The organism is Streptomyces sp. NPDC060049, assembly GCF_042736715.1.
Taxonomy (GTDB): domain Bacteria; phylum Actinomycetota; class Actinomycetes; order Streptomycetales; family Streptomycetaceae; genus Streptomyces.
Window position 1 is genome coordinate 238,713 of record NZ_JBHWVV010000002.1, and the last position, 25,527, is coordinate 264,239.

The 25,527-nt window shown below is 71.3% G+C and carries 24 protein-coding genes; 18 read left to right on the top strand and 6 right to left on the bottom strand.

The annotated features are described in order from the left end of the window. Positions 1-37: 37 nt before the first annotated feature. Positions 38-1,195, bottom strand: a complete 1,158-nt coding sequence (locus ACFWBY_RS03870; protein ID WP_385342259.1) for a hypothetical protein — start codon at positions 1,193-1,195, stop codon at positions 38-40. A gap of 177 nt (positions 1,196-1,372) precedes the next feature. On the opposite strand from ACFWBY_RS03870, the gene ACFWBY_RS03875 reads away from it, so the two are divergent. From ACFWBY_RS03875 to ACFWBY_RS03930, 12 genes are all read left to right on the top strand, one after another. Beyond that, positions 1,373-2,194, top strand: coding sequence for an NAD-dependent epimerase/dehydratase family protein (locus ACFWBY_RS03875; RefSeq protein WP_385342257.1), 822 nt, complete (start codon positions 1,373-1,375; stop codon positions 2,192-2,194). Between the two features lie 134 nt (positions 2,195-2,328). After that, positions 2,329-2,970 (top strand): GntR family transcriptional regulator, encoded by a 642-nt coding sequence (locus tag ACFWBY_RS03880; RefSeq protein WP_385342255.1) that lies wholly within the window; start codon positions 2,329-2,331, stop codon positions 2,968-2,970. Positions 2,971-2,972: 2 nt separating this feature from the next. After that, complete coding sequence (locus ACFWBY_RS03885; protein WP_385342253.1) at positions 2,973-3,875, top strand: dihydrodipicolinate synthase family protein; 903 nt, start codon at positions 2,973-2,975, stop codon at positions 3,873-3,875. After that, positions 3,872-5,593: an L-arabinonate dehydratase gene (gene araD / locus ACFWBY_RS03890; RefSeq protein ID WP_385342252.1), complete on the top strand. Its 1,722-nt coding sequence runs from the start codon at positions 3,872-3,874 to the stop codon at positions 5,591-5,593. Before ACFWBY_RS03885 ends, araD begins: the two co-directional genes overlap by 4 nt. 67 nt (positions 5,594-5,660) lie before the next feature. Next, positions 5,661-6,623, top strand: coding sequence for a carbohydrate ABC transporter permease (locus ACFWBY_RS03895; protein WP_385342250.1), 963 nt, complete (start codon positions 5,661-5,663; stop codon positions 6,621-6,623). Then, positions 6,620-7,447 carry a carbohydrate ABC transporter permease gene (locus ACFWBY_RS03900; RefSeq protein ID WP_385342249.1) on the top strand — a complete coding sequence of 276 codons (828 nt, stop codon included), beginning with the start codon at positions 6,620-6,622 and terminating at the stop codon, positions 7,445-7,447. Before ACFWBY_RS03895 ends, ACFWBY_RS03900 begins: the two co-directional genes overlap by 4 nt. Next, positions 7,444-8,619, top strand: a complete 1,176-nt coding sequence (locus ACFWBY_RS03905) for a Gfo/Idh/MocA family protein (protein WP_385342248.1) — start codon at positions 7,444-7,446, stop codon at positions 8,617-8,619. The genes ACFWBY_RS03900 and ACFWBY_RS03905 overlap by 4 nt, the downstream gene beginning before the upstream one ends. Then, on the top strand, positions 8,616-9,455 hold the full coding sequence (locus ACFWBY_RS03910; protein ID WP_385342246.1) for a PmoA family protein: 840 nt from the start codon (positions 8,616-8,618) through the stop codon (positions 9,453-9,455). The genes ACFWBY_RS03905 and ACFWBY_RS03910 overlap by 4 nt, the downstream gene beginning before the upstream one ends. Next, positions 9,452-11,101 carry a family 43 glycosylhydrolase gene (locus tag ACFWBY_RS03915; RefSeq protein WP_385342245.1) on the top strand — a complete coding sequence of 550 codons (1,650 nt, stop codon included), beginning with the start codon at positions 9,452-9,454 and terminating at the stop codon, positions 11,099-11,101. Before ACFWBY_RS03910 ends, ACFWBY_RS03915 begins: the two co-directional genes overlap by 4 nt. Continuing rightward, positions 11,098-12,438, top strand: coding sequence for an ABC transporter substrate-binding protein (locus tag ACFWBY_RS03920; protein WP_385342243.1), 1,341 nt, complete (start codon positions 11,098-11,100; stop codon positions 12,436-12,438). The genes ACFWBY_RS03915 and ACFWBY_RS03920 overlap by 4 nt, the downstream gene beginning before the upstream one ends. Further along, entirely contained in the window at positions 12,435-13,238 is an 804-nt protein-coding gene (locus ACFWBY_RS03925) for a rhamnogalacturonan acetylesterase (protein ID WP_385342241.1), read from the top strand. Before ACFWBY_RS03920 ends, ACFWBY_RS03925 begins: the two co-directional genes overlap by 4 nt. Before the next feature lie 2 nt (positions 13,239-13,240). Further along, positions 13,241-14,530: a polysaccharide lyase family 1 protein gene (locus ACFWBY_RS03930; RefSeq protein ID WP_385342240.1), complete on the top strand. Its 1,290-nt coding sequence runs from the start codon at positions 13,241-13,243 to the stop codon at positions 14,528-14,530. Positions 14,531-14,933: 403 nt separating this feature from the next. On the opposite strand, the gene ACFWBY_RS03935 is transcribed toward ACFWBY_RS03930, so the two are convergent. Then, positions 14,934-15,983, bottom strand: coding sequence for a LacI family DNA-binding transcriptional regulator (locus ACFWBY_RS03935; RefSeq protein WP_385342239.1), 1,050 nt, complete (start codon positions 15,981-15,983; stop codon positions 14,934-14,936). Positions 15,984-16,418: 435 nt separating this feature from the next. Between ACFWBY_RS03935 and ACFWBY_RS03940 the strand changes: the two genes are divergently transcribed. The 4 genes from ACFWBY_RS03940 to ACFWBY_RS03955 all read left to right on the top strand — a co-directional run bounded on the left by ACFWBY_RS03940 (position 16,419) and on the right by ACFWBY_RS03955 (position 21,337). Continuing rightward, complete coding sequence (locus tag ACFWBY_RS03940) at positions 16,419-17,765, top strand: ABC transporter substrate-binding protein (protein WP_385342237.1); 1,347 nt, start codon at positions 16,419-16,421, stop codon at positions 17,763-17,765. A gap of 90 nt (positions 17,766-17,855) precedes the next feature. Continuing rightward, positions 17,856-18,887 carry a carbohydrate ABC transporter permease gene (locus ACFWBY_RS03945; RefSeq protein WP_385342235.1) on the top strand — a complete coding sequence of 344 codons (1,032 nt, stop codon included), beginning with the start codon at positions 17,856-17,858 and terminating at the stop codon, positions 18,885-18,887. A gap of 4 nt (positions 18,888-18,891) precedes the next feature. Continuing rightward, a complete protein-coding gene (locus tag ACFWBY_RS03950) occupies positions 18,892-19,833 on the top strand; it encodes a carbohydrate ABC transporter permease (RefSeq protein ID WP_385342234.1) in 942 nt (313 codons plus the stop codon). Positions 19,834-19,894: 61 nt separating this feature from the next. Further along, complete coding sequence (locus ACFWBY_RS03955) at positions 19,895-21,337, top strand: GH1 family beta-glucosidase (protein WP_385342232.1); 1,443 nt, start codon at positions 19,895-19,897, stop codon at positions 21,335-21,337. A gap of 51 nt (positions 21,338-21,388) precedes the next feature. On the opposite strand, the gene ACFWBY_RS03960 is transcribed toward ACFWBY_RS03955, so the two are convergent. Next, on the bottom strand, positions 21,389-22,021 hold the full coding sequence (locus ACFWBY_RS03960; protein WP_385342231.1) for a TetR/AcrR family transcriptional regulator: 633 nt from the start codon (positions 22,019-22,021) through the stop codon (positions 21,389-21,391). 52 nt (positions 22,022-22,073) lie between these two features. Here ACFWBY_RS03960 and ACFWBY_RS03965 point away from each other — a divergent pair, with 52 nt between their 5' ends. After that, entirely contained in the window at positions 22,074-23,060 is a 987-nt protein-coding gene (locus tag ACFWBY_RS03965) for a GNAT family N-acetyltransferase (RefSeq protein WP_385342230.1), read from the top strand. A 75-nt stretch (positions 23,061-23,135) separates the two neighbouring features. Here the strand turns inward: ACFWBY_RS03965 and ACFWBY_RS03970 are convergent, their stop codons facing one another. From ACFWBY_RS03970 to ACFWBY_RS03980, 3 genes are all read right to left on the bottom strand, one after another. After that, a complete protein-coding gene (locus ACFWBY_RS03970; protein ID WP_385342229.1) occupies positions 23,136-23,324 on the bottom strand; it encodes a hypothetical protein in 189 nt (62 codons plus the stop codon). Between the two features lie 106 nt (positions 23,325-23,430). Further along, a complete protein-coding gene (locus ACFWBY_RS03975) occupies positions 23,431-24,081 on the bottom strand; it encodes a hypothetical protein (protein WP_385342227.1) in 651 nt (216 codons plus the stop codon). Beyond that, positions 24,078-24,680 carry a sigma-70 family RNA polymerase sigma factor gene (locus tag ACFWBY_RS03980; RefSeq protein ID WP_385342225.1) on the bottom strand — a complete coding sequence of 201 codons (603 nt, stop codon included), beginning with the start codon at positions 24,678-24,680 and terminating at the stop codon, positions 24,078-24,080. The genes ACFWBY_RS03975 and ACFWBY_RS03980 overlap by 4 nt, the downstream gene beginning before the upstream one ends. A gap of 631 nt (positions 24,681-25,311) precedes the next feature. Between ACFWBY_RS03980 and ACFWBY_RS03985 the strand changes: the two genes are divergently transcribed. Beyond that, the gene (locus tag ACFWBY_RS03985; protein ID WP_112451544.1) at positions 25,312-25,515 is read left to right on the top strand and encodes a cold-shock protein; all 204 of its coding nucleotides are present in this window, start codon (positions 25,312-25,314) and stop codon (positions 25,513-25,515) included. Positions 25,516-25,527: the final 12 nt, after the last annotated feature.

Genomic DNA, 25,527 nt, shown 5'->3' on the forward strand with positions numbered 1-25,527 from the left:
AGCGTGAGCCGTACGGAGCCTGCGGGTTCCGTACGGCTCACGTGCTGCTCCGCAGGGCCGCGACGAGGTCCCGCAAGCGGTCGAGGCCCGCGCGCGGGACCAGGCCCAGGTGGTAGAGGTGCGCCTCGCCGAGGCCCGCGGCCACGTGGCGGGCGGCCAGCGCACGGAGGCCCTCCGCGTCCGCGGGCAGGGTCTCGGGGCGGAAGTAGCCGCCGATGGCCGTGCCCGGTGGCGCCAGTCGCCGCAGGTCGGCCACCGGACCCCCGCCGGGCCCGGTGGCCCAGCAGTTGGCGACCACCGCGTCGATGCCCTCGGTGACCGTGGGACCGAGCGGCGCGAAGGCCCCGGTGGCCCAGGGGGACGCGGAGCCGTGCACGGTGACGCGGATACCGGGAACCGCGGTGCGCGCGGCGGTGACCAGCCGGGTGTGCAGAGCGGAAGCGGACGCGCCCGCGCACGCGCGCAGTACGGCGGCCGTCTGCTCCCCGAGGGCGTCCTCGGGGTCCGTCGGCGGGCGCGCCGGCCCCAGGGCCGCGCGGACCCGGGCCGCGACGTGTTCGGGGTCGAGGCCACCCGCCCGCTGGTCGCGTCGGCAGGAGGCGCAGAAGCACAGCGAGAGCAGCTCCCGCTGGGCGGGGGTCCACTGTGCGAACTCGGTCTTGTCGTGGTGACCGCCGTGGTCCACTCCCAGCGGGCCGGCGGCCTCCAGGATCAGGCCGTCGGCCTCGCTGAGCACCGCCATCTCGCGCACGAGGGTCGCGCAGTAGTCGGCGACCTGGGGCGCCCGCGGGCACAGGGCGTACTTGTACGGCTCGTCGAAGGCGTTGCGCCGCACGAGGTCCGGGTGCTCGTGCCCGAGCACGCTGTTGTGGGTGAGGACGGTCCACGCGGCGACCCGAAGTCCCGCCGCGACGAGAGCCTTCCTGGCCACGGCGAAGGAGTCGGGGCCGGTCCAGTCGGGAAGGCGCGGCACCAGTCTCATGCCCTGCCAGGCGGCGGGGCGGACCGGGAGGTAGCAGGCGGCGTGTTCGGCGTCCACCAGTCGGTGGAGCGGGTGGAGCGGGGTCGCGGCGCGGGTGCGGTGGTAGTTCGCCGCGACGGCCACGGTCTCCACGCCGGCCTCGCGCGCCCGGTCTGCGGCTGCCGGATCACCGGCGAAGTCCCAGGGGTACGCGTATCCGGTCGCCGTCACCATCGGAACCTCACCGCCTGTGCTGTGTTCGGGAGCGTTCAGACCTGTGAACTCAGCCCGGGATCATGAGCGTTGCGAACAGTAGGCACCGGTCCTCGACGTCGTCAAGCAGCCGCCTTCCCGTAGACGGGCTTTCGAAACGCCCTCCCGCTCGTTCACGTATGTGACTAGGTTCTCCGCATGGAAAACTCGCACACGAAGCTCCGCACCGTCCTGCTCACCGGCGCCGCCGGGGGTGTCGGCACCCTCATGCGGGAGCTGTTGCCCGGCTACGGATACGAGCTGCGGCTGCTCGACCTGGTGCCGGTCGACGGCGCACCGGAAGCGATCGTCGCCGATCTCGGCGACCGCCAGGCCCTGCGGGAGGCCGTGCGGGGCGTCGACGCCGTCGTCCATCTCGCCGGGATATCCCTGGAGTCCACCTTCGAGAAGGTCCTGGCCGCGAACGTCACCGGGCTGCACCACCTCTACGAGGCCGCCCGCGAAGAGGGCGTGCGCCGGGTCGTGTTCGCCTCCAGCAACCACGCCGTCGGCTTCACCCCGCGACCGCGCGGGGACGACCCGCTGGTCCCCGTCGACACCCCGCGCCGGCCCGACAGCTTCTACGGCTTGTCCAAGTGCTTCGGCGAGGACCTGGCACAGCTCTACTGGGACCGCCACCAGGTGGAGACCGTATCGGTGCGGGTCGGCTCCTGCTTCCCCGAGCCGACGTCGGTCCGGATGCTGTCGCTGTGGCTGAGCCCCGCCGACTGCGCGCGGCTCCTGCACGCGGCGCTCACCGCCGAGAACGTCGGGCACACCGTCGTGTACGGCTCCTCCGCCAACACCCGCCTGTGGTGGGACCTCTCCTCGGCCCGGAGCATCGGGTACGAACCGCTGGACGATTCGGAGCGGTTCGCACGGCGGCTCATCGCCGAACAGGGAATGCCGGCCGAGGGCGACCCGGACGACCTGTACCTGGGCGGACGGTTCTGCACCGACCCGCCGCGCTGGCCGCACTGACGCCCCCGGACAGTAAGCGCTTTCTACGACCCGTGCGCGAAGCATTGACGAAACACCAACCGACGCTTAGCTTCTCGTCATTGCACTTCGTACATCATATATGAGACGCGATACACGAGATCTGAGAGTGCGTCATGGCCTTCGCCCCCAGCCCCATCCCGTCCCGCACCCAGTTCGTTCTGGAGGCGATCAAGCACGACATCCTCACCGGAGTCCTGAGCCCCGGTCAGGCCCTCGTCGAAACCGAACTCGCCGCCCACTTCGGGGTGTCCAAGACCCCGGTGCGCGAGGCCCTCAAGACCCTGGCCGGCAGCGGGCTCGTGGTGGTGAGCCAGTACAAGGGCGTCACCGTGCGCATGGTGGACGCCGACATGGCCCGCGAGGTCTACGACGTACGACTGCTCCTGGAGCCCGAGGCGGTCCGCCGCACGGTGGCCGCGGGCGCCCCGCTCGACGCGGCGCGCGAGGCTCTGCGGCGGGCGGCCGGAGCCGAGGACCCCGCCGAACGCTCCCTCGCCAACAGGGAGTTCCACCGGGCCCTCTACTTGCCCTGCGGCAACCCCCTGCTCGGCCGGATGCTCGACGAGGTCCGCGACCAGGCCGCACTCGTCTCCACCGTCGCCTGGGCCGCCGTCCCCTCCTGGGAGCGCGAGGCCGCCGAACACGAGGAGATCCTGCGCCTCGCCACCGCCGGCGACGCGGACCTGGCCGGCCGGGCCCTCCACGACCACATCGCCTCCTTCGTCCGGCGCGCCTTCCCCCAGGACGGCGAGTGACCATGACGTTCGAGACCCTGAAGACCGCGCTCGCCGATGTCGTGGCCATCCCCGTCACGCCCTTCACGGCGGCGGGCGATCTGGACACCGAGGCACACCGCGCCCTGCTCCGCCGCTTGATCGCCGGGGGTGTGCGCACGCTCACGCCGAACGGCAACACCGGCGAGTTCTACGCCCTCACGCCCGAAGAGCGGCGGCTGGTAACAGAGTTGACGATCGAGGAGGCAGGTGACCGCGCGACGGTCCTGGTCGGTGTGGGCCACGACGTGCCCACCGCGATCGCGGCCGCCCGGCATGCCCGAGCCTGCGGGGCACGGATGCTGATGGTGCATCAACCCGTGCACCCCTACGTCTCCGAGGACGGCTGGGTCGACTACCACCGGGCCATCGCCGACGCCGTGCCCGAACTCGGCATCGTCCCCTACATCCGCAACCCGCAGCTGAGCGGAGTGCGGGTCGCGGAGCTGGGGGACGACTGCCCGAACGTGGTCGGCGTGAAGTACGCCGTCCCGGACGCGGCCCGGTTCGCCGGCTTCGCCCGCGACGCGGGGCTCGACCGCTTCGTCTGGGTGGCGGGTCTCGCCGAACCGTACGCCCCCTCCTACTTCGCGGGAGGCGCGACGGGCTTCACGTCCGGCCTCGTCAGCGTCTGCCCCCCGCTCTCCCTGGAGATGCTGTCCGCTCTGCGAGCCGGCGACTACCCGGCCGCCATGAAGGTGTGGGAGCTGATCCGCCGCTTCGAGGAGCTGCGGGCCGCCAACGGCAGCGCCGACAACGTCACCGTCGTCAAGGAGGCCCTCGCCTCGCTCGGTCTGTGCCGGCGCGACATCCGCCCGCCCAGCCGTGAGCTGCCCGTGTCCGCACGGGCCGAGGTCGCCGCGATAGCCGCCGGGTGGCAGGCATGAGCCTGCGACCCGACCAGCTGCGCAGCCACCAGTGGTACGGCACGGACGGGCTGCGCTCGTTCAGCCACCGCGCCCGCACGCGCCAGCTCGGATACCTCCCCGAAGAGCACCTGGGCAAGCCGGTCATAGCGATCCTCAACACCTGGTCCGACATCAATCCCTGTCACGTCCACCTGCGGGACCGCGCGCAGGCCGTGAAGCGGGGCGTGTGGCAAGCCGGTGGCTTCCCGCTCGAATTCCCGGTCTCCACCCTCTCGGAGACCTTCCAGAAGCCGACGCCGATGCTCTACCGCAACCTCCTCTCGATGGAGACGGAGGAGCTGCTGCGCTCCTACCCGGTCGACGGCGCGGTCCTCCTCGGCGGGTGCGACAAGTCGACCCCGGCGCTGCTGATGGGCGCGGCCTCGGTGGACCTGCCCACCGTCTTCGTGCCGGCGGGGCCGATGCTCCCGGGCCACTGGCGGGGCGAGACCCTCGGTTCCGGCACGGACATGTGGAAGTACTGGGACGACAAGCGGGCGGGCCTGATCGGGGACTGCGAAATGGCCGAGCTGGAGAGCGGGCTGGCCCGCTCGCCGGGCCACTGCATGACGATGGGCACGGCCTCCACGCTCACCGCCGCCGCCGAGACGCTCGGCGTGACCGTGCCGGGCGCCTCCTCGATCCCGGCGGTCGACTCGGGCCACGACCGGATGGCGGCCGCCTCCGGGATGCGGATCGTGGAGCTCGTACGGCAGGACCGGCGCTTGTCCGACATCCTGAGCCGGGAGGCGTACGAGGACGCGGTGGCCGCCGTGCTGGCGCTCGGCGGATCGACGAACGCGGTCATCCACCTGATCGCCATGGCCGGCCGATCGGGGGTGGAACTCACTCTCGACGACTTCGACCGCATCGCGCGGACCGTGCCGGTGCTGGCCGACCTCCGCCCCGGCGGGCGGTTCCTCATGGAGGACTTCCACTTCGCCGGCGGCATGCCCGCATTCCTCTCCCGGCTCACCGACGTGCTGCACCTCGACCGGCCGACCGTCTCCCACGACACGTTGCGGGAGCAGCTCGACGGTGCCCGCGTGCACAACGACGAGGTGATCCGGGACCGCGAACGGGCGGTCGCGCCCGAAGGCGGGGTCGCGGTGCTGCGCGGGAACCTCTGCCCGGACGGCGCGGTCATCAAGCACATCGCCGCCGAGCCGCACCTCCTGAAGCACACGGGTCCGGCGGTGGTCTTCGACGACTACCGCACCATGCAGCGGACCATCGACGACCCGGACCTCGGCATCACCGCGGACCACGTGCTCGTGCTGCGGGGCGCCGGGCCGAAGGGCGGCCCGGGGATGCCGGAGTACGGGATGCTGCCGATACCCAAGCAGCTGCTGGAGCAGGGCGTGAGGGACATGGTCCGCATCTCCGACGCCCGGATGAGCGGCACGAGTTACGGCACCTGCGTGCTCCACGTCGCACCCGAATCGCACGTCGGCGGCCCGCTCGCCCTCGTCCGCACGGGCGACACGATCACCCTCGACGTCGAGGCGCGCACGCTTCATCTGCACGTTTCCGAGGACGAGTTGGCGCGCCGGCGGGAGGCGTGGACCCCGCCGCCGGTCCGCTACGAACGCGGCTACGGGGCGCTCTACAACGAGCACGTCACCCAGGCCGACACGGGATGCGACTTCGAGTTCCTGGCCCGGCCGGGGGCGACCGCCGACCCCTACGCGGGCTGACCGCCCGCGCGACCGGCGAATCCGCCCGTCCGAGAACACTCCGCACACCAAGAACGGAGCCACCGTCATGGCCTCAGCTGTGACCCGACCCCCTCAGGCCCCGCAGGCCCCCCGGGCCTCCCGGGCACCCCAGGTGCACCGCCGCCGCACGGGAGCCGCCCCCCGCCGACTGCCGTACCTGCTGATCGCCCCGGCCGGGCTGCTGATGCTGGGCTTCATCGCCTATCCCGTGCTCAGCGTCTTCTACTACAGCTTCCAGGACTACAACCCCACCAAGCCCTGGCGGAACGGCTTCGCCGGCTTCGGCAACTTCGCGCGCATCTTCACCGACGACCCGCACTTCTGGGGGACCCTGACCTTCAGTGCGAAGTGGGTCGCCGTCGAGGTGAGCCTGCAGCTCCTGTTCGGCCTGGCCCTCGCGCTGATCGTCAACCAGACGTTCGCGGGCCGCGCCCTGGGCCGGGCCCTGGTGTTCTCCCCGTGGGCGGTCTCGGGGGTGCTGACCTCGGCCATCTGGGTGCTGATCTACAACTCCCAGACGGGCATGACCCGTTACCTAGCGGACATGGGCGTCGGTGAATACGGCACGTCCTGGCTGTCCGACACCTCCACGGTCTTCTCCGCGGTGGTCGTCGCCGATCTGTGGCGCGGCGTCCCCTTCTTCGCGATCCTCATCCTCGCCGACCTCCAGTCCGTGCCGAAGGACCTGTACGAGGCCGCGGAGGTGGACGGAGCCGGTCGGCTGCGGCAGTTCCTCCACATCACGCTGCCGCACCTCAGGGACGCGATCATCCTGTCCACCCTGCTGCGGGCCGTGTGGGAGTTCAACAACGTGGACCTCCTCTACACCCTCACCGGCGGCGGCCCCGCGGGCGAGACGACCACGTTGCCCCTCTACATCGCCAACACGAGTGTCGACGCACACAACTTCGGATACGCCTCCGCGCTCACGACGGTGGCGTTCGTGATCCTTCTCTTCTGCTCGATGGTCTACCTGCGCCTGAGCAAGTTCGGAGGCGAGAGCAAATGAACCGGCGGCGTGCCTGGGACGAGGTCCCCCGGTGGCAGATCTACCTGCCGCTCGGCATCTATCTTCTCTTCACCCTGGTCCCCTTCTACTGGATCCTGCTCTTCGCCGTCCGACCGGCCGGCTCCACATCGCTGGTGCCCTGGCCCGTGACCACCGAGCACTTCGTCAAGGTGTGGACCGAGCGAAGCTTCGCCGTGTTCTTCCAGAACAGTCTGCTCATCGGTCTCGCCACCCTGGTGATGACCACGCTGATCGCCCTCACGGGCGGTTACGCGCTGGCCCGCTTCGACTTCCGGATCAAGAAGGGCTTCATGCTGGCCCTGCTGTGCTCCCAGTTCGTCCCCGGCGCGCTGCTGCTCGTACCGCTGTTCCAGACCTTCGCCAGTCTTCGGATGATCAACTCCCTCGGCAGCGTCATCATCGCGGAGACGGTCTTCCAGCTCCCCTTGTCCATGATCCTCATCAGCGGCTTCATCAAGAACGTGCCGTACTCCCTCGAGGAGGCCGCCTGGGTGGACGGCTGCAACCGCTTCGGTGCCTTCCGCATCGTCGTCCTGCCGCTCCTGCGGCCCGGCCTGGTCGCCGTGGGCTCCTTCGCCTTCGTCCACGCCTGGAACCACTTCCTCTTCGCGCTGATGTTCCTCAGCAGCCAGGAAAAGCAGACCATCCCGGTCGGCCTCAACACCCTCATGGGCGCGGACAGCGTCGACTTGGGCGCGCTCGCCGCGGGCGGCGTGATCGCGGCGCTGCCCGTCGTGATCGTGTTCGCCTTCATCCAGAAATGGCTGGTCACCGGCTTCAGCGCGGGGGCGGTGAAGGGATGAGCGACGCCCACGGCACCGGCCGCACCCCACTGCCCGTGGTCCTGGCGGGCGCACGCGGCCACGGCCGTTCGCACCTGCTCAACATCCGCCGCCTCGAACGCCTCGGACTGGTCCGCCTCGCCGGTGTCTGCGAGCTTCGCCCGCTCGACGCCGATGAGCTGGACGGGTTCGCCGCCCCGGAGCAGTCCTCGGACCTCGACGCGCTGATGGCCTCCACCGGAGCCCGGATCGCCGTTCTCTGCACGCCGATCCAGACCCACACCGATCTGGCCCTGACCGCCGCCCGGCACGGGGCGCACCTCCTCCTGGAAAAGCCCCCGGCACCGTCGTACGCGGAGTTCCGCCGGATGGCGGACGCCGCGGCGGCGGCCGGCGTGGCCTGCCAGATCGGCTTCCAGTCGCTCGGCTCGCACGCCGTTCCCGCCATCAGGCGGCTCATCGAGGAGGGAGAGATCGGTGAACTCCTCGGCGTCGGCGCGGCCGGCGCCTGGGTCCGGGACGAGGCTTACTTCCGGCGCGCCCCCTGGGCCGGCCACCGGCGCCTGGACGGCACCGACGTCGTCGACGGGGCCCTGACCAACCCGCTGGCCCACGCCGTCGCCACCGCGCTGGCCCTCGCCGGCAGCACGCGGGCCGAGGACGTCGAGTCCATCGAGGCCGAGCTCGTGCGCGCCAACGCCATCGAGTCCGACGACACCTCCTGCGTGCGGATCGTGACGACGGCGGGCAGCCGGATCACCGTCGCGGCGACCCTGTGCGCCGAGCGGGCCTGCGAACCGTACGTCGTGGTCCACGGCAGCCGGGGGCGCATCACCTTCTGGTACCGGCAGGACCGGGTGCTGCTCCAGCGGGCCGGGCACGGACCGGAGGAGGCCGTCCACGGCCGGACCGATCTCCTGGAGAACCTCGTCGGCCACGTGACCGACGGCGAGGCCCTGTGCGTACCGCCCGAGGAGACCGGCGCGTTCATGCGGGTCGTCGAGGCGATCCGGCTGGCCCCCGACCCCCTGGCCCTGCCGGACGCCTACTGGCACACCGAGCCGGGCCGCGGCACGCCGCGCCGGATCGTCCACGGGATCGACGCGCTCGTCGACACGAGTGCCCACACGCTCAGCCTCTACTCCGAACTCGGCGCCCCCTGGACGCTGCCGGCCGGGGCGAGGACCCGGTGAACGCCGACCTCGTCCTGCACTGCGCCGGCCGCCCGGTGGCCCGCTACACGGCCGGCGCGGACATGGCGCGCGACCGGTCCCCCCGGCCCTGCCTGCATCCCGTGACCACCCTGGAAGGGGTCCGTGTCACCGAGCGGATGCCCCTGGACCACCCGCACCACCTCGGCGTGGGCGTGGCCGTCCCCGATGTGGCGGGCCACAACTTCTGGGGCGGGCGCACCTTCGTACGCGACCGGGGGCCGACCGCTCTCGACAACCACGGCGTGCAGCGGCACGACGGCTTCACACGAATGGCCCCGGACGGGTTCGTGGAGGAGCTGAGCTGGACGGCCGGAGACCGGGTGCTCCTGCGCGAACGCCGGACGGTGGCGACCGCGGCACTGAGCGGCTCGGCCTGGGCCCTGGACTTCACCTTCTCGCTCACCGAGGCGTCGGGCCGTCCCCTGTCCATCGGCAGCCCTGCCACCAACGGGCGACCGGGCGCGGCCTACGGCGGCTTCTTCTGGCGCGCCCCCAAGGAGGCGGCGGCGCCGGTCGTCTTCAGTGCGGACGCGGACGGGGAGGAGGCCGTCCACGGCTCCCGTGCCGACTGGGTCGCGCTCGCGGGCCGGGGATGGACCCTCGTCTTCGCCGGCGCCGGCGGGGAGACCCGGCGTGATCCGTGGTTCCTGCGCGCCGCCGAGTACCCGGGCGTGGGCTCCTCCCTCGCCCCTGACCGGCGGCTGGCCCTAGCGGCCGGAGCGAGCGTCGTGCGACGGGTGGTCACCGTGGTGGCCGACGGACGTCTGGGGCGGGCCGAGGCCGCCGCGCTGGTGCGCGAGGCGGTCGGGGCATGAGCCGCGCCGTGCCGCGCGCGCCGCGCACCGGGGACCTGGGCGACGGGACGTACCGCAATCCCGTCCTGGCCGCGGACTGGTCCGATCCCGACGTGCTGAGGGTCGGCGAGGACTACTACCTCACCGCGTCCAGCTTCGGCCGTGCGCCGGCGCTCCCCCTGCTGCACTCCCGCGACCTCGTCAACTGGACGATCACCGGGCACGCCCTGGACCGGCTGCGCCCGGAGGCCTCGTACGCCTCGCCCCGGCACGACGGGGGCGTGTGGGCACCGTCCCTGCGCCATCACGACGGCCGGTTCTGGCTCTTCTGGGGTGATCCCGACTTCGGTATCTGGCAGGTCAACTCGCCTTCCGCTCAGGGCCCGTGGAGCGAACCGCACCTGCTGAAGGCGGGCTCGGGCCTCATCGACCCCTGCCCCCTGTGGGACGAGGAGACGGGCGAGTCGTACCTCGTGCACGCCTGGGCGAAGTCCCGTTCGGGGGTGAACAACCGGCTTACCGGCCACCGGATGAGCCGGGACGGCGAGAAGCTCCTCGACGAGGGAACGGTGATCGTCGACGCCGACCGGATACCCGGCTGGTTCACCCTGGAGGGCCCCAAGCTCTACCGGCACGACGGGTGGTTCTGGATCCTCGCCCCGGCCGGTGGCGTCTCCACCGGCTGGCAGGGCGCCTTCCGGTCGCGTTCCTTCTTCGGCCCGTACGAGGAACGGGTCGTCCTGCAGCAGGGGGACACGGACGTCAACGGCCCGCACCAGGGCGGCTGGGTCCGTACCCAGAACGGCGAGGACTGGTTCCTGCACTTCCAGCAGCGCGGCGCGCACGGGCGGCTCGTCCACCTGCAGCCGATGCGCTGGGACGCGGACGGGTGGCCGGTGATCGGCAGGGCGGGCGCCCCCGTCCGCGTACACGCCAAGCCCGCTCTGCCGCGGCAGCAGCCGTCGCCGTCGGCCGGTGACGACGCCTTCCCCGGGGGGCGGTTCGCCGCCCAGTGGCAGTGGACCGCCAACCCCGAACCCGGCTGGACCACCCGGCACGCCGGCGACGGGCTCCGGCTGAACTGCGTCCGCACGGAGCGGTTCGAGGACCTGCGGGCGCTGCCGCACCTGCTCACCCAGCGGATGCCGGCCCGTGCCTGCACCGTCGAGGTCGACCTGCGGCTCGACGGCGGGGCGCCCGGCGCCCGGGCGGGGCTCGTGGTGTTCGGCGAGGCGTACGCCTGGATCGGGCTGGAACGCGTCACCGGGTGCGGGGACGGCCCGGGCGACGCGGACGGCGCCGGCTGCACGGACGGCGCGGTCCGGCTGGTGCACCGGTTCGCTCCGGCCCGGGTCGAGCCCGAGCGGGAGGCGGCCTGGGCCCGGCCGGCGCCCCTGGGCCGGGCGCGGCTGCGGATCGAGCTCACGGCGGACGCGCGCTGCCGGTTCTCGTTCGACACGGGCGGGGGCTTCACGCCCTCCGGCGAGGTCTTCGCCGCCACCCCCTGGAAGTGGGTCGGCGCGCTGCTCGGTCTGTTCGCCTCCGTACCGCCGGGCGCGGGCCCCGGCGGGACGGCCGTTTTCACCGCGTTCCGCATCACCCCTGAACCCACTCCCCCCATCACCCGACGTCCCCGGACGACCTTGAGAAGAGAGAGCCGACGATGACCGGATTCCGTGAAGGACAGCGCAGAGCCGCCTGTGCCCTGGCCCTGACCACCGTGCTCGCCCTGACCGCCACCGCTTGCGGGGACGGCGGCAGCGGCGCGGCGGGCGACAAGGGCGGCGAGGGTTCCGGCAAGGGAGAGATCACCTTCTGGGACAACAACGGCGGTGTCCGCACCGAGGTGTGGAAGGCGATCATCGCCGACTTCGAGAAGCAGAACCCCGAGATCAAGGTGAAGTACGTCGGGATCGCCTCGACCGAGGTGCAGTCCAAGTACGACACGGCCATCCAGGGCGGCGGCCTGCCGGACGTCGGCGGCGTCGGAGCGGCGATGCTCGCCGGGATCGCCGTGCAGGACACGTTGGAGCCGCTGGACGCCCGCGTCGACGCCGGCGCGCTCAAGGGCAAGCTCAACGCGGGGATGGTCGAGAGCGTGAAGTCGGCGGGGGGCCAGGGCAAGCTCTTCACCGTTCCCACCTCCGCCAGCAACGGCGTCCTCTACTACCGCACCGATCTGTTCCAGGCGGCCGGCCTGCAGCCCCCGGACACCTGGTCCGCCTTCTACGCGGCGGCCGACAAGCTGACCCAGAAGGACGCGAACAAGTTCGGCTACACGATCCGCGGCGGCGCGGGCTCCATCGCCCAGGCCCTGGACGCCATGTACGGCCAGAGCGGGGTCACCAGCTTCTGGAACGGCGACAAGACCACCGTCAACGACCCGAAGAACGTGGCCGCGTTGGAGAAGTACGTGGGCCTGTTCAAGAACAACACCCCGGCGGCCGACGTCAACAACGACTTCACCAAGATGGTCGCCCAGTGGGACAGCGGCGAGATCGGCATGCTGAGCCACAACCTGGGCTCCTACAAGGACCATGTGAAGGCGCTCGGCACGGAGAAGTTCCGGGGCATCCCGAACCCGACCACCGACGACGGCGTCCGGGTACAGGTCTCCAACCCGGTCGACGGTCTCGCCCTGTTCTCGTCGGGCAAGAACAAGGCGGCGGCCTGGAAGTTCATCGAGTTCGCCGCCTCGCACGCCTCCAACAGCAAGTGGAACGAGTCTGCGGGCGCGATCCCGGCCAACACCGAGGCGGCCCAGGACCCCTGGATCCAGAAGGCCGAGCCGACCAAGCTCGCCGCCGAAGCCCTCTTCAGCGGCAAGGCCACGATCGTGCAGCTGCCGTACTACCTGCCCGACTGGAACACCATCTCCAAGGCCGACAACGAGCCCGCCTTCCAGAAGGTCCTGCTCGGCAAGTCCACGTCGAAGGAGTTCCTCGACAGCCTCGCCGAGCAGCTGAACGCGGCGCAGGCCGAGTGGAAGACGCAGAAGAAGTGACCCTCACCCGCCGCCGGGCGGTCACAGCCGGGACGGGGCTCGCGCTCGCCCTGGCCTCGTCCCCCGCCGCGGCCGTCCCGCCCGGCGGCCGGCGACCGCGCACCCTCTACATCGCCGGCGACTCCACGGCCGCGCAGAAGTACGCCGGCGCCGCCCCGGAGACCGGGTGGGGCATGGCGCTGCCCTTCTTCCTGCACAAGGACGTGACGGTCGCCAACCACGCGGTCAACGGCCGCAGCACCAAGAGCTTCATCGACGAGGGCCGGCTGACCGCCGTCCTGGAACTGATCCGGCCCGGGGACGTCCTGCTGGTCCAGTTCGGCCACAACGACCAGAAGGCCACCGACCCCGCGCGCTACACGGAACCCTGGACCTCCTACCAGGACAACCTCTGCCGGTACGTCGACGGGGCGCGCGAGCGCGGGGCCCTGCCGGTGCTCGCCACCTCCGTCGAGCGCCGCAGGTTCGACGCCGCCGGCACCGCCCTTCGCACCCACGGGGAGTACCCGGCCGCGATGCGTCAGGTGGCCCGGGAGGAGGGCGTCGGGCTCCTCGACATCGAGGAGCAGTCCTTGGCGCTCTGGCAGCGGCTCGGCCCGCAGACCACGAAGACGTACTTCAACTGGACGGCCACCGAGCAGGACAACACCCACTTCAACCCGCCGGGCGCGATCGCCGTGGCCCGGCTGGTCGCCTCCGGACTCCTGCGCACCCGCGCCCTCGCACCGGGCGACACCCGCCGCGTCGACGAGGAAGTCCCCCCGCAATGGATCACCTGGCCCGATTCCGAGGAGAGCTGAGCATGCGACACACACGGACATGGGCGGTGGGCGCCACCGCCCTCGTCCTCGGCGTCACCGCTCCCGCGTCCGCCGCGTACGCCGGGCCGGGCGCGCCCGACCCCGCCCGTCAGGTCCTCCCGGCCGGTGACGGCTGGGCGTCCGACGGTACGGGGACCAGCGGCGGCGCCGCGGCCGGTGCCTCCCGCGTCTTCACCGTCACCACCTGGGAGGAGTTGCGCACGGCACTCGCCGCCCCGGGCACCGAGCCGCGGATCGTCAAGGTCGTGGGAACGCTGAACGCCACGGCCGCCGGCTGCGCGGCCTTCGAGGCCCCCGGCTACGACTTCGATGCGTACCTCGCCGCCTACGACCCCGCGGTCTGGGGACACGACACCGCGGTCAGCGGGGAACAGGAGGATCTGCGCGCCGCCTCCGCCACGGCACAGGGCAAGGCCATCAAGGCGTACGTTCCCGCCAACACGACGATCATCGGGGTCGGCAGGAACGCCGGCATCACCGGCGGCAGCCTTCAGATCCAGGGCGTCGACAACGTCGTCGTCCGCAATCTGACCCTGGAGAGCCCCCTCGACTGCTTCCCGCAGTGGGACCCGACCGACGGGGCGACGGGGGCGTGGAACTCCGAGTACGACAGCGTGGTCGTGTACGGCTCCACCCACGTGTGGATCGACCACGACACGTTCACCGACGGAGCCCACCCGGACAGTTCCCTGCCCTCGTACTACGGTGAGCCCTACCAGCAACACGACGGCGAGCTGGACGTCGTGCGCGGCGCCGACCTGGTCACCGTCTCCTGGAACGTCTTCGCCGACCACGACAAGACCTTGATGATCGGCAACAGCGACAGCGCGGGCGCCACCGACCGCGGCAAGCTGCGCGTCACCCTTCACCACAACCTCTTCCAGAACGTCGTCGAGAGGGCGCCGCGGGTCCGCTTCGGCAAGGTCGACGCCTACAACAACCATTTCGTGGTGCCCGGTTCGGCCTACGCCTACAGCCTCGGCATCGGAATCGAGTCGCAGCTCGTCGCGGAGAAGAACGCCTTCACGCTCGCCGAGGGCGTCCAGGCCGGAAAGATCCTCAAGAAGTGGAAGGACGCCCCGGTCACCACGAAGGGCAACCTCGTCAACGGAGCGCCGGTCGACCTCCTCGCGGTCCACAACGCACAGATCCCCGGGGAGATCCTGCGCCCCGACGCGGGTTGGACGCCGTCCCTGCGCACGCGGGTCGACGTGCCGCGGGCCGTGCCCGCCCTCGTCGGCCACCGCGCGGGCGCGGGCCGGCTGTGCTGACCTTCCGCCCCCGCCCCCTCCCCCTTTCCGCAGCGAAGGAGCTCCCCCGTGCCCTCGCACCACCCCCGAACCGTCCTCGGCCGCCGCCCGCCTCACCGACCGCACGCTGTACGTCCACCCGGGCGGCCTGGGGGACCACACCTCCGTCCAGGCCGCGGTGAACGCGGCGGACGGGCCGGGGTGGACACGGCAAGGACGCCACCAGCGCGTACGGCGCCGGGAAGTCCGACGGTTCGCTCCCGGCGTCGGCGTTCCTGACGACCGGTTCGACGGCGATCGGCTCGACGATGAACTGACGGGTCGCGGGAAGGAGCCGTACGGGGCCCGGGCGGACCCGTACGGCCGGCTCCTGTCGTCCCGGGGGGCCCGGCACCCCTGCGACGACAGGGACCGGGCCACCCCCTCAGGAGGAGTCCCGCACGATCAGTTCGGTGGGAAGGACCCGGCGCGGGTCCTCGTCCGCCCCCGCTTCCGCCGCCGCGCCGCCGGACACCTCCGCGATCTTCTGGAGCAGCAGCCGGGTCATCGTCCTGCCCATCTCCTCGATCGGCTGGCGCACGCTCGTGAGGGGCGGGTCCATCAGACGGGCCACCGTCGAGTCGTCGACCCCGACGAGGGCCACGTCCTCGGGGACCCGGCGCCCGGCCTCGCGCAGCACACCGCGCGCGCCCGCCGCCATCACGTCGGAGGCGGCGAAGACCGCGTCCAGGCCGGGGGCGCGTCCGAGCAGCTCGCGCATCGCCAGCCGGCCGCCCTCCTCGGTGAAGTCCGCGGTCGCCACGAGCGACTCGTCCGGCGCGATCCCCGCTTCGGCGAGACCCGCGCGGTACCCGCCCAGGCGCGCGCGGGCCACGTACATGTCGAGCGGACCGCTGATGGTCGCGATCCTGCTCCTGCCCCGTGCCACGAGGTGGGCCACGGCCGCCCGGCCCGCGCCGATGTTGTCGGAGTCGACGTAGTCGACGGGTTCGCCCTCGGAGCGCCGGCCGTTCATGACGACCGGCAGCCCGAGCTTCGCTATCCGGTCGGGCAGCGGATCGTCGCCGTGGACGGACGCCAGCAGCACGCCGTCGACCCGCTGGGCGGCCAGGTAGTTCTCGAACCGTTGCCGCTCCGCCTCGGTCCGGACCAGGGTGAGCAGCAACTGCTTGTCCGCTTCCGCGAGTTCGGCGCTCACTCCGCGGATCAGGTCGAGGAAGTACGGCTCCGAGAACAGTCTCGCCTCGGTCTCCGGGATGACGAGGGCGACCGCGTCGGTACGGTTGCCGGCCAGCGCTCTGGCCGCCTGATTGGGAACGTACCCGAGCTCGGCGACGGCGCGGGCGACGGCGTCCTTGGCCTGCTCGCTGACCCGTGGCGAGCCGTTGATCACCCGGGAGACCGTGCCCCGGCCGACGCCGGCCAGGGCCGCGACCTCTTCCAGCGTGGGCCTGCCGTTCTGCCGTCCGCTCACGACCCTCGAACTCCCCTCGTACGACTTCGCGCTCCGTGCCGGTAGGCACCGGACGGTCGCGGCTGATCAGGCAAGACAGTGGATCCCGCTCCCCCGCCCGCGCGGAACACGTTACGCCGGTCGGAAGTGTGGGAGCGCTCCCACACTACCTGTGATCTCGCGCGGGTGCCATGACCGCGTTCACAACCCGACGGGACGTTCCCCGAGATACACGCACGAGACCCGGCGAACACCTTCGCGTAATGAATTCGCGTTCATCTCTTGACACCCGACCCCGTCAAGCAGCAACCTTCCGGCAACGACGTGGGAGCGCTCCCACTCCAGTAGGCGAGAACGACCCTCACATCAGGTCCGGGCAGGCCCTCGCCGAGCCGCGAACAGCCCGCCGGGACCGCCTGGCGCACAAAGAGCACCACCTTGGACGAGGAGAGTGGAATGGGCACTTCCAGCAGCAGACGCGGACGCCGCACCGCGATCGCCGCGGTCGCCGTCGTAGCGACCGGTACGGCCTTGCTCACCGGCTGCGGCAGCGACGCCGACGGCGGTGGCGACAGCGGTGCAGCCGGCAGCGAGAAGATCACGCTGCGGATAGGCACCTTCGGTTCCTTCGGCTACGACGACGCGACCGGGGCCAAGCTCTACGCCGAGTACGAGAAGGCCCACCCCAACATCAAGATCGAGGAATCGAACGTCGCCGACGGCCAGAAGTACTGGGACACGCTCAAGCTGCGCCTCTCCCGCGACAGCGGCCTCGCCGACATCCAGGCCCTCGAGGTGGGCTACATCGCGGAGGCGACCGGGTCCGCCATGGCGGACAAGTGGGCCGACCTCGGCAAGACCGGCGGCGCGGACCTCGGCGCGTTCCTCGACTGGAAGGTCAAGCAGGCCACCACGGCCGACGGCAAGGTCATCGGTCTCGGCACGGACATCGGCCCGATGGCCATCTGCTACAACAAGGACCTCTTCGCCGCGGCCAAACTGCCGACCGACCGCACCGAGGTCGCCAAGCTCTGGGCCGGCGACTGGGCGAAGTTCATCCAGACCGGCGAGGAGTACAAGAAGAGCGCTCCGGCCGGGACCTCGTTCCACGACTCCGCGAGCGGCCTGTTCAACGCCGTGATCTCCAGCGAGCCGGTGCAGTACGCCGACACCAAGGGCGAGCTGGACTACGAGAACAGCCCCGGCGTGAAGAAGGCGTGGGACACCGCCGTGGCGGCGGCGAGCGGCGACCTGACGGCGAAACTGCGCCAGTTCGACGAGAAGGGCACCTGGAACTCGGCCTTCAAGAACTCGAAGTTCGCCACCGTGGCCTGCCCGAGCTGGATGACCGGCATCATCAAGGAGCAGGCGGGTCCGGAGAACCAGGGGAAGTGGGACATCGCCGCGCCCCCCGTCGCCGGGAACTGGGGCGGCTCCTTCCTCGCGGTACCGAAGTCGGGCAAGCACGCCAAGGAGGCGGCCGAGCTGGCTGCCTGGCTCACCGCTCCGGCGCAGCACACCAAGGTCTTCGGCGTGAACGGCAACATCCCGTCCTCCAAGGACACGCTCAGCTCCCCGACGGTCCAGGGCGCCAAGCTGCCCTACTTCGGTGACACCCCCGTCGGCAAGATCTACTCGGAGGCCGCGGCCGGCATCGCGCCCGCCCCGATCAGCCGCTGGGACGGCCAGGTGAAGACCTTCCTCACCGACAACGGCATCCTCGACATCGAGCAGCGCGGCACCGACCCGGCGAAGGCCTGGGAGAACGTCAAGAAGCTGGTCGACGACAAGATCGACCAGTAGCGGGGGCAGTGTGACGGCCCGCCGCCTCTCGCGGGCGGCGGGCCGTCACCGTCCGCACCACCGCACGCATCCACCTGGAAGGACGCCCCCGTGGCCACCTCCGTACGGGCGGCGGGCGACGGCCCCCCGCCGCCGGCCGCACAACCCCCGGACTCCGGCTCCAGCTCCGGCTCACGCTCCGGCGAGCAGCGGTCCTCTCGCCGTGCCGGCCGGCGCAGCACCCTGTACCGCCTGGACATCAAAGCGGTCCCCTACGTCTTCGTCGCCCCCTTCTTCCTCACCTTCGCGGCCTTCGGCCTCTTCCCCCTGATCTACACGGGCTGGCTCTCGCTCCACCGGGTCGAGCTCGGCGGCAGCGCACGGTGGAAGGGGCTGGAGAACTACACGTCCCTGGCGACCAGCGAGTTCTTCTGGAACGCGCTCGCCAACACCTTCACCATCGGCGCGATCTCGACGGTTCCCCAGTTGCTGATGGCCCTCGGGCTGGCACATCTGCTCAACTACAAGCTCCGCGGCCGGGCGTTCTTCCGGGTCGCGGTCCTCGCCCCGTACGCCACCTCGATCGCGGCGGCGACGCTCGTCTTCGCCCAGCTGTTCAACACGGACTACGGCCTGATCAACACGGCGCTGGGCTGGGCGGGCTTCGAACCGGTCGCTTGGGAGTCCTCCAAGTGGCCGGCCCAGATCGCCATTTCGTCGATCGTGACGTGGCGGTGGACGGGCTACAACGCGCTCATCTACCTGGCGGCCATGCAGGCCGTGCCGCAGGACCTGTACGAGGCCGCGGCGCTGGACGGGGCCTCGCGCTGGCGCCAGTTCATCAGCGTGACCATCCCCTCCATCCGGCCGACGATCCTCTTCACGATCGTCGTGTCCACCATCGGCGCGACCCAGCTGTTCGGCGAGCCGATGCTCTTCGGAGGCAGCGTCGGCATCAGTGGCGGGAGCGGCAACCAGTTCCAGACGCTGAGCCTGCTGATGTACGAGAAGGGATGGGTGACGGGCGCGCTGGGCCAGGCCTCCGCCATCGCCTGGGTGATGCTGCTGCTCCTCCTCCTCATCGGCGGTCTCCAGATGCTGATCACCCGCTCGAACCGCAAGCGCAAGAAGCCGGGGAGCTGAGCTCATGGCCCGCACACTCGATACGACCGCGAAGACCGCGAAGACCGCGAAGACCGCAACGACAACCGCGGCCACCACGTCCCCGGCTCCGCGAGGCAGGCGTTTTCGCCAGTCGGCGGGCCGCCAGCACCACGCGGGACCGCTGACCTACGTCCTGCTGGGACTGGCCGCCCTGATCTCCCTCTTCCCGCTGTACTGGAACCTCGTCGCCGCGTCGCACTCGGGCGAGCGCGTGGTCGCGGCGCCGGCCCCGCTCCTGCCCGGCCCCCGGCTGTTCGACAACCTCACCTTCGCCTGGAACCAGGTCGACATGGGCGAGGCGCTGGTCAACACGACGATCGTGGCCGGGCTCGTGGCCCTGTCCACGGTCCTGTTCTCCACCCTGGCCGGCTTCGCCTTCGCCAAGCTGCCCTTCAAGGGCCGGGGCGCGATGCTGGCGCTCGTGGTGGCGACCATGACGATCCCGCCGCAGCTCAGCGTGATCCCGCTCTACCAGATCATCACCGACCTGGGCTGGGTCGACCAGCTCCAGTCGGTCGTCCTGCCCTCGCTCGTCGCGGCCTTCGGCGTGTTCTTCATGCGGCAGTACCTCATCGAGGCCCTGCCCGTGGAGCTGGTGGAGGCCGCCCGGATGGACGGCGCGCACAGCCTGCGCATCATCTGGCACGTGGTGTTCCCGGTGGCCCGGCCCGCCATGGCGGTCCTGGGGATGCTCGTCTTCGTCCAGGCCTGGAACGACTTCTTCTGGCCCTTCATCGCGCTGACCCCCGACGGGAACCCCACCCTGCAGGTCGCCCTGGCCGGTCTCGGCGCGGGGAACCACACCGTCAACCAGGCCGTCGTGCTGACCGGCGCGCTCCTCTCCACGCTGCCGCTGCTCCTGGTCTTCGCCGTACTCGGCAAACACGTCGTGGGCGGCATCACGGCCGGCGCCGTCAAGAACTGACCGGCGGGTTCTTATCCCTGTCCGTACCGCATCATCCGCACTCGCTTTGGGAGCGCTCTCTATGACCGCGTCCGATACCCGGCCGCTCGCCGCCGTCCGCTCTTTTCCCTCCGACTTCCTGTGGGGCACGGCCACCGCCGCGTACCAGATCGAGGGCGCCGCCCGTGAGGACGGCCGGACGCCCTCCATCTGGGACACGTTCTCGCACACCCCGGGCAAGGTCTTCGAAGGCCACACCGGTGACGTGGCCGTGGACCATTACCACCGGTTCCGCGACGACGTCCGCCTGATGTCCGAGCTCGGGCTGGGCGCCTACCGGTTCTCCGTCTCCTGGTCCCGGGTCCAGCCGACCGGCCGGGGCCCGGCCGTCCAGCGGGGCCTGGACTTCTACCGCCGGCTCGTCGACGAGCTCCTCGCCGCCGGCATCGAGCCCGCCCTCACCCTCTACCACTGGGACCTGCCCCAGGAGTTGGAGGACGCGGGCGGCTGGCCCGAGCGCCCGACCGCCGAGCGGTTCGCCGAGTACACGGGCCTCGTCGCGGACGCCCTCGGCGACCGCGTGAAGCGCTGGATCACGCTCAACGAGCCCTGGTGCAGCGCGTTCCTCGGCTACGGATCCGGGGTCCACGCCCCGGGCCGCACCAGCCCGGTCGCCGCCCTGCGCGCGGCCCACCACCTCAACGTCGGCCACGGCCTCGCCGTGCAGGCGCTGCGGGCCGCGCTGCCCGGAGACGGTCAGATCGCCGTTTCCCTCAACCTCCACGAGGTCCGCCCGCTGACCTCCTCGCCCGAGGACCTGGAGGCGGCCCGGCGCATCGACGCCGTGGGCAACCGGGTCTGGCTGGGGCCGATGCTGGAGGGCGCCTATCCCGAGGACCTGTTCGCGGACACCGCGCACCTGACCGACTGGTCCTTCGTCCGTGACGGCGACACCGCCACGATCCACCAGCCCCTGGACCTGCTCGCCGTCAACTACTACACCCCGACGGTCGTCTCGCACGTGGCGGCGGGGGCACAGAAGCCACAGGACGACGGACACGGCAACAGCGAGCACTCCCCCTGGCCGGGCGCGGACGACGTCGCCTTCCACCGGGCGCCGGGCGAGCGCACGGCGATGGGCTGGCCGGTCGACCCCGGCGCCCTGTACGACCTGCTGACCCGCACCGCCGCCCGGTATCCCGGTCTGCCGCTCGTCATCAGCGAGAACGGTGCGGCGTACGAGGACGAGATCGGACCGGACGGCACGGTCCACGACCCGGAACGCGCCGCATACGTCCACGCGCACCTCGACGCGGTGCACCGGGCGATCGACGCGGGGGTGGACGTGCGCGGCTACTTCCTCTGGTCGCTGCTCGACAACTTCGAGTGGGCGTACGGGTACGCGAAGCGGTTCGGCGCGATCCACGTCGACTACGAGACGCTGGAGCGCACGCCCAAGTCGAGCGCGCGCTGGTACGCGGGCGTGGCCCGGACGGGCGAACTGCGCGTCCCCGGTGAGGCGTAGCGACGGGGGAGGGACCGGGCCGCGCCCGGGGGGCCGGGGGACGGTCCGCCCCTACGGCGCGGGGGCCGGCCTGCCGGCGCCGGCGTCGGGGCGGGCCGGGGTCAGCGACGCGAGAAACGTGTCGACCATGGCGATCTGGACGTCCCCGGGGAAGCGGCCGGGGTCGAAGAGGGCCTGGACGACGAGTCCGTGGGTGAAGGCGACGGTCGTGGCGGCGAGTTGCTCCGGGTCGGCGGTGGCGAGCAGCTCGCCCTGGGCGCGGGCGGCTTCGAAGTGCGGCCTGATCGTCGCGCGCAGCCGGGTGTAGCGGTCGGCCTGGTCGACCGCCAGCCCGGCGTCGGCGAGGGCCAGGTCCCAGGAGCTGACCCAGATGCGGTTGCGGGCGGTGTCGTCCGGGGTCAGCGGCAGGATGTCGAGCACCACGGCCCTTACGGCGGCCAGGCCCCCGGTGGGTCGTTCACGGCGGGGGCGTTGCGCGGTGCGTTTCTCCAGCAGGTCCAGGGCGTGCGCGATCAGGGCCCGCTTGGTCGGGAAGTAGTGCATGAGCATCCCGGTCGAGACGTTCATGGCAGAGGCGACGGCGCGCAGGGTCAGGCCGCCGAAACCCTTGTCGGCGAGTACGTGCCACACCGCCTGGGACACGTCCTCGCGGCGGGCTTCACGGTCTCCGGGTGCGGGTGGCATGCTGCTATCTTACATACCGAACGCTTGTTACGGACCGAGGATCGAGGTACCCGTGTTCGCACTGCCGATCGGTGACGAAACCGTGCTCCGCCCGCTGGAGCCCTGGCACGCGCAGGAGTTCCTTGCCCACATCGATCGCGCCCGGCCCTCCGTGGACCCCTGGATACCGTGGGCGACGTTCAGTACCGACCTCGCCTCCGCCACCGCCGTCCTCCAGCGGTACGCCGACCGGCGGGCCCAGGACGCCGCCCGGATCTACGGGATCTGGCGGGAGGGCACGCTGGTCGGCGGCGTCATGTTCACGCAATTCGACGCCACCGCCGGCGTCTGCGAGATCGGCTGCTGGCTGGAGCCTGCGGGTGAGGGCCGCGGGCTGGTGACCCGTGCCTGCCGGGCGTTGATCACCTGGGCTTTCGAGGACCGCGGGATGAGCCGGGTCGAGTGGTGGGTCGCGTCGGGCAACACCCGCAGCGTCAACGCCGCGCGCCGGCTCGGCATGACCCGCGACGGAGTGCTGCGGCAGCGCTCCTCGTACCGGGGCGTTCGGCACGACAGCGAGATCTGGTCGGTCCTCTCCGAGGAGTGGCCGCCTTCCTCCGAGGGGGGACCTGCGCCGGCAGCGGCGGGCTCGGCGCCGTCCGGGGACAAGGCCGAAATCGACCGGCTGATGGGCACGTTCCTCGGCGCGTTCACCAACACCGGCGGCCGCCTGCCCGATCTCGGCGCCGTGCGCGAGGTGTTCATTGCGCGCGGAACGATCATCGGCAACGCCGGGGGCGAGCCGGTGGTCTACGACCTCGACTCCTTCGTCGAGCCCCGGGAGAAGATCCTCACGGACGGGACGCTGACGGAGTTCTCCGAATGGGAAGTCTCCGAGCGGACCGAGGTCTTCGGGACGATCGCGCACCGGTACAGCGAGTACGGCAAGTCCGGATTCCTCGACGGCGCGTGGTTCGAGGGCTCCGGGCGCAAGACCACACAGTTCGTGCGGACGCCCGCCGGCTGGCGGATGAGCTCGATGGCCTGGGAGGACGTATAGGGGCGGCCCGTGTACGCGACGGGCCCGCACACCGGTCAGAGGAGTGCGGGCCCGTCGGGCGGTGGCCGTACGAGGTCACGTGCGGTTCTGGAGCCAGAGGGTGAGGGTGCCGACGAGGGCGGTGCCGCTGCCGTAGCAGACGCCGCGGAACAGGTGCGCGGCGGCGACGCGGCGACGGCGCCGTACCCAGGCGGGCAGTCGGCGGAGCTGGACCAGGGCGGCGCGGGCCTTGCGCCCCACGCGGTGTGCGCGGCTATCGTTCACGGTGGATGCCTTCTTCACAGAGGGTCGTCACAGGAGGAGCCCTTTTCGGCCCGGAGGCGTAGGAACCGGGGGCCGGAGCCGGGGCTCCTCTGTCGTCGCGGGCGGGTCAGCGCCGGGCGAAGTCGAGCAGGTGGTCGGCGAGTCGCCGGTCGGGGCGCGGGACGATGATGCAGGCGTCCTCGCCGTCCTCGGCGAGGCGGTCGACCTCCATCTCCAGGATCCCGGTGGGGCCGGTGGCTTCGGATCCGTTGGCGCCGACGTACCGGGCGAAGGTGCAGATGCCGTCGAGGAACGTGTCCGACAGGTCCCGGGGCGCGACCGGAGCCTGCATGACCTGGCGGCGCCAGTGCTCGGCCTCCCGGGTCTCGCCGAGTGCGCGGTGGTGCAGGTGCAGGCAGTACGCGGCCGCGCGGTGTCCGGCCCCGGCGGCGAGCTGCCACCAGAACTGGGCGCTCTCGGGGTGCCCGGTGAGGTGGAGCAGGCAGGCGAAGACGGCGGCGCCCTCGATGTCGAGGTCCTTGGCGCTGCTGGCCAGCCGGTGCACGTGGTGAGCGGCGTTGGGCTGGTTCAGCAGCCAGCGGGAGACGACGACCAGGCTCTGCGCGGCTTCGGCGGCGCGCTCGATGTCTTGAGCGGGTGCCTGGGACTTGGCGGCGTCCCGGGCGAGCCGGCGCAGGGCGGCGCCGACGTCGAAGCGGGAGTGGGCGGGGGTCGGGAGCCGGGCGCCGTCGAGGAGTTCGTCGATGGGGCTGGTCACTGTGCTTCTTCCTTCCGGCCGGTGGTGGCCGGCTGGGTCGCGGGCAGGCCGAGCAGGTTGCGCAGCCGCTCCTTGGCCTTGCGGCCGTGGTAGTCGACGGTGCGGGGGTCGAGTCCCATGACGCGCGCGATGCGCGTGGTGGTGTATCCGAGCATGTGGCGCAGCACGATGACGTTGAACTGTTTCCCGGAGAGTTCGAGCATCGCTTCGTAGAGCCCCGCGGGGCTGTCGCTGAGCTCCAGTTCGCCGCGGATCGTCCGGAGCTTGTCGGCTATCGGCCCGTCGAAGAAGGCGGGGCGCCGCTCGTCCCGGAGCAGTTGGCCGCGGACGTGGCGGGTCAGTGCCGCCAGCGTCTGCTGTTCGAGGTCTCCTTCCTCGAGGAGACGGTCCCAGTTGCCCAGGATCTGCAGGAACGTCTGGTGGACGGTCTCCTCTGCCACGGCCCGGCCGCCGAGGTGGATCTCGGCGTAGAGGTGGAAGAACTCCTGGTTCACGAGGTAGAAGGCCTCGAAGTCCAGGGGCATGTCCACCTGCCCTGCGGCGGGGCCGTGGTCCTCACCGTGGAGCGAGAGGCCACCGAGGACGTCGTCGTCACTCATGCGGGCCTCCGGGATGCACTCATGTGGTCGTTCCTCTTCGGTGTGGGCAGCGCAGTCGGATGCCCTGCGCGGGACGCCCGTTGGGCTCCTTGCACTCACCATGTCGGGAACGGAGGCTGATCACTCATGGGGGCCGAAGAAAAGAATCATCCGATGATCATGGCGTGGAACGCTCTGTAGTTTCGAATGGGGAACATGCGTGCCATCCACCCTCCTGAGCAGGCGAAATACGGGCACCTCGCCCCGTCGGTGCGCGCAGTCGGCGTCAGAACCCACCACCAGGCCCGCAAAATTGGCCAGAACATCGCGCCTTCCGCCTCCACGAGGGTCCGCAGTCGCCCGTTGGGCGAGGCACACCGCGCACGCCGGCCCAACGGCCCCCGGCCTGCGGAGCGAACCCTTCAGGATCACCTTTCAGCCATCCCAACCCGTGGCTGGCTGATATACATGTATCGCAGGGGGTGTCCGGCCTCGTACCTTCCGTCATGCGGGCTGCTCGGGGCCGGTCTGGCGGACCACGCCACCACCCCGGCCCAGTGGTCCGCAGGTGGCCGCCGGCCACCACGACATATCGACAACGCACGACGCACACCCTTGGGTGAGCACGGGCGCACCCGAGAAGGAGACAGCGATGGCGACTGGCATCGTGAAGTGGTTCAACGCCGAAAAGGGCTTCGGCTTCATCGAGCAGGACGGCGGCGGCCCCGACGTCTTCGCGCACTACAGCAACATCGCCGCCACCGGCTTCCGCGAGCTCCAGGAAGGCCAGAAGGTGACCTTCGACGTCACCCAGGGCCAGAAGGGCCCGCAGGCCGAGAACATCGTGGCTTCCTGACCCCACGCCACC

What these genes read in the sequence shown, in the direction of transcription:
- ACFWBY_RS03870 (WP_385342259.1), bottom strand. Translation starts at nt 1,195, where the DNA reads ATGGTGACGGCGACCGGATACGCGTACCCCTGGGACTTCGCCGGTGAT.
- ACFWBY_RS03875 (WP_385342257.1), top strand. Translation starts at nt 1,373, where the DNA reads ATGGAAAACTCGCACACGAAGCTCCGCACCGTCCTGCTCACCGGCGCC.
- ACFWBY_RS03880 (WP_385342255.1), top strand. Translation starts at nt 2,329, where the DNA reads ATGGCCTTCGCCCCCAGCCCCATCCCGTCCCGCACCCAGTTCGTTCTG.
- ACFWBY_RS03885 (WP_385342253.1), top strand. Translation starts at nt 2,973, where the DNA reads ATGACGTTCGAGACCCTGAAGACCGCGCTCGCCGATGTCGTGGCCATC.
- araD (WP_385342252.1), top strand. Translation starts at nt 3,872, where the DNA reads ATGAGCCTGCGACCCGACCAGCTGCGCAGCCACCAGTGGTACGGCACG.
- ACFWBY_RS03895 (WP_385342250.1), top strand. Translation starts at nt 5,661, where the DNA reads ATGGCCTCAGCTGTGACCCGACCCCCTCAGGCCCCGCAGGCCCCCCGG.
- ACFWBY_RS03900 (WP_385342249.1), top strand. Translation starts at nt 6,620, where the DNA reads ATGAACCGGCGGCGTGCCTGGGACGAGGTCCCCCGGTGGCAGATCTAC.
- ACFWBY_RS03905 (WP_385342248.1), top strand. Translation starts at nt 7,444, where the DNA reads ATGAGCGACGCCCACGGCACCGGCCGCACCCCACTGCCCGTGGTCCTG.
- ACFWBY_RS03915 (WP_385342245.1), top strand. Translation starts at nt 9,452, where the DNA reads ATGAGCCGCGCCGTGCCGCGCGCGCCGCGCACCGGGGACCTGGGCGAC.
- ACFWBY_RS03920 (WP_385342243.1), top strand. Translation starts at nt 11,098, where the DNA reads ATGACCGGATTCCGTGAAGGACAGCGCAGAGCCGCCTGTGCCCTGGCC.
- ACFWBY_RS03930 (WP_385342240.1), top strand. Translation starts at nt 13,241, where the DNA reads ATGCGACACACACGGACATGGGCGGTGGGCGCCACCGCCCTCGTCCTC.
- ACFWBY_RS03940 (WP_385342237.1), top strand. Translation starts at nt 16,419, where the DNA reads ATGGGCACTTCCAGCAGCAGACGCGGACGCCGCACCGCGATCGCCGCG.
- ACFWBY_RS03950 (WP_385342234.1), top strand. Translation starts at nt 18,892, where the DNA reads ATGGCCCGCACACTCGATACGACCGCGAAGACCGCGAAGACCGCGAAG.
- ACFWBY_RS03955 (WP_385342232.1), top strand. Translation starts at nt 19,895, where the DNA reads ATGACCGCGTCCGATACCCGGCCGCTCGCCGCCGTCCGCTCTTTTCCC.
- ACFWBY_RS03960 (WP_385342231.1), bottom strand. Translation starts at nt 22,021, where the DNA reads ATGCCACCCGCACCCGGAGACCGTGAAGCCCGCCGCGAGGACGTGTCC.
- ACFWBY_RS03980 (WP_385342225.1), bottom strand. Translation starts at nt 24,680, where the DNA reads ATGAGTGACGACGACGTCCTCGGTGGCCTCTCGCTCCACGGTGAGGAC.
- ACFWBY_RS03985 (WP_112451544.1), top strand. Translation starts at nt 25,312, where the DNA reads ATGGCGACTGGCATCGTGAAGTGGTTCAACGCCGAAAAGGGCTTCGGC.